We start from the raw sequence: 2,350 nt of genomic DNA on the forward strand, positions 1-2,350 counted from the left end.
ACGCCCCGGGCCGCACTGTGGGCCGCGTCCGACCGCGGGGTGCGCGCCGCCGCCGACACCGCCCCAGACGGCACGGCCGCTCCCGGGTGGACGACCGGGCCGCCCGGCCAGGCGGTCCGGGGCCGGCGGCGGACCGTGCCCCGACCCGGCGCCGGCCCGCTCGGGCTCGCCGCGTGAGGCGGGGGCGTCCGGGTCGGAGCGGGCACGGGGCCACTCCGGCCCGGACGTCCCCGGGTACGCGCCGGCGACGCCGGCCGCACGTCGGCGGGTCGGCCGGCTCAGTCGCGGGCGATGGTGCGGCTGCGCCCCCGGAACTCGGCGACCACCTCGTCGCCGCGCCGGACGGTCACGTCGTAGATGCCGCTGCGGCCGTGCCGCACCCGCTCGGTGGCGTACGCCTCCAGCAGGTCGCCCTCGCGTACCGGCCGCAGGAAGCTGATCTCCGCCCCGGCGGCCACGGTGGCCGGCCCGTGGCTGTTGCAGGCCAGCGCGAACGCGGTGTCGGCGAGCAGGAACACGAACCCGCCGTGGCCGATCGCGTGCCCGTTGAGCATCGCCGGCGTGACCCGCATCCGGGCCACCGCCGCGCCGCCGCGGGCCGACACGAGTTCGATGCCGAGGCCCGTGGAGGCGGCGTCGACCTCGAACATGTCGTGGGCCGCGGTACGGTCCGGCACGGTCTCCTCCTCGGCGAGGGCCCCGACGTCGCCGCGCCGGGTGAGCTGCCGGTCACCGTACGCCGGTACGGCCCGTCCGGCCAGGCCGGCGGCGGGGTTATGCTCGGGTGTGACCGGCGGTGGGGCCCGCCGTCCCGGGAGCCGCCGGGAGAACCGCGACATCGCCGACGGTCCCTGCCAGTGATGCCCGTCCTGGTGGGAGGCACCGTGGCACGACCGCCCGAGTCCCGCGTCGATCCCGACGTCGATTTCCGCGTACCCGCCGACCGGGCGGAGCTGACCGCGCGCCCGGCGACGGTGCTCGCCGTGATCGCCGCCGGCGGTGTGCTCGGCGCGTTGGCCCGCGCCGGCGCGCAGGCCGCCGTGCCCCCGTCGCCCACCGGCTTCCCGTGGGCCACGTTCGGCGTCAACGTCACCGGTTGCCTGCTGATCGGCGCGCTGATGGCGGTGCTGACCACCCGACCGGCCGGCCCGCTGGTGCGGCCGTTCCTCGGCGTCGGGGTGCTCGGCGGGTTCACCACGTTCTCCGCGTACGCGGTCGACGCGCAGCGGCTCCTGCTGGCCGGGGCGGCGGGCACGGCGCTGGCCTACCTGGCGGCGACCGTGCTCGGCGCGCTGCTGGCGGTCGCCGCCGGGGACACGGTGACGGCCCGGCTGCTGGCCGCCCGCCGGGGGGTGGCCCGGTGACCGTCCTGCTGATCGCGGTCGGCGCGGCGCTCGGCGCCCCGCTGCGCTATCTCACCGACCGGGCGGTGCAGGCCCGGCACGACTCGGCGTTCCCGTGGGGCACGCTGACCGTCAACGTGGCCGGCTCACTGCTGCTCGGCGCGGTGCTCGCGGCGCCGGCCGGGGACGCCGTGGCCTGGCTGGTCGGCACCGGCTTCTGCGGCGCGCTGACCACCTGGTCCACGCTCAGCTACGAGACGTGGCGGCTGGCCCGCACCGGTCCGCTCCTGCTGGCGTACGCGAATGTGCTGGTCAGTGTGGTCGCGGGGCTCGGCGCGGCGGTCGTCGGGTACGCGCTGGGCGCCGCGCTCACCGGTTGAGCGGGCAGCCGATCCGGCCAGACGGCGGTAAGATTCCGACCAGCCTCGTGCGCCGGGCGAAGGGATCCGCCATGGAGTTGCGCCATCTGGCCGACCGGGTCTGGTTGTTTCCCGGCGACCCCGACCCCGGGGCGGTCCGGCCCGCCGTGGCGGTCGTCGCCGACGAGCGCGGCAGTGTGCTGGTCGACGCCGGCAACAGTCCCGCGCACGCGCGGGAGATCCGCGCCGGGATCGCCGCCGCCCGGCTGCCGGAGCCACGCTGGCTGGTCTACACCCACCATCACTGGGACCACGTCTGGGGCGCGTGCGCCTGGCCGGGCGTGGAGATCGTCGGGCACGAGGCCGGTGTCGCCCCGCTGCGCACCGAGGCGGCCCGCCCGTGGAGCCACCGGCACCTGCGGGAGCGGGTCCGCGCCGAGCCCCGGCTCGGGCCCAGCTACCGGGCCCGGGCGCTGGCGGTGGACGACTGGGACGACTTCACGGTGCTGCCGCCGACCCGCACGTTCACCGACGAGTTGATGCTGCCGACGGGGGTGGTGCTGCGGCACGTCGGCGGCGGGCACGCCCCCGACTCGACGGTGGTGCTGGTGCCGGATTCCCGGGTGCTGCTGCTCGGCGACTGTTGGT

4 protein-coding genes are annotated in these 2,350 nt (G+C 77.5%); 3 read left to right on the forward strand and 1 reads right to left on the reverse strand.

The features are described 5' to 3' along the window. Nucleotides 1-278: 278 nt before the first annotated feature. The gene (paaI, locus tag B1205_RS03265) at nt 279-650 is read right to left on the reverse strand and encodes a hydroxyphenylacetyl-CoA thioesterase PaaI (protein WP_089154388.1); all 372 of its coding nucleotides are present in this window, start codon (nt 648-650) and stop codon (nt 279-281) included. Nucleotides 651-860: 210 nt separating this feature from the next. Here paaI and B1205_RS03270 point away from each other — a divergent pair, with 210 nt between their 5' ends. The 3 genes from B1205_RS03270 to B1205_RS03280 form a co-directional block, all read left to right on the forward strand. Continuing rightward, nucleotides 861-1,364 carry a FluC/FEX family fluoride channel gene (locus B1205_RS03270; RefSeq protein WP_089154389.1) on the forward strand — a complete coding sequence of 168 codons (504 nt, stop codon included), beginning with the start codon at nt 861-863 and terminating at the stop codon, nt 1,362-1,364. Then, entirely contained in the window at nt 1,361-1,723 is a 363-nt protein-coding gene (gene crcB / locus B1205_RS03275; protein WP_089154228.1) for a fluoride efflux transporter CrcB, read from the forward strand. The genes B1205_RS03270 and crcB overlap by 4 nt, the downstream gene beginning before the upstream one ends. A gap of 71 nt (nt 1,724-1,794) precedes the next feature. After that, the coding region (locus B1205_RS03280) for an MBL fold metallo-hydrolase (protein ID WP_217809742.1) at nt 1,795-2,350 on the forward strand (556 nt) is incomplete at its 3' end.

It is taken from the genome of Micromonospora sp. NBS 11-29 (assembly GCF_002140155.1).
Classification (GTDB): domain Bacteria; phylum Actinomycetota; class Actinomycetes; order Mycobacteriales; family Micromonosporaceae; genus Micromonospora.

Bases quoted from the DNA above. Each gene is read 5' to 3' on its own strand.
- paaI (WP_089154388.1), bottom strand. From the start codon at position 650: ATGTTCGAGGTCGACGCCGCCTCCACGGGCCTCGGCATCGAACTCGTG.
- B1205_RS03270 (WP_089154389.1), top strand. From the start codon at position 861: ATGCCCGTCCTGGTGGGAGGCACCGTGGCACGACCGCCCGAGTCCCGC.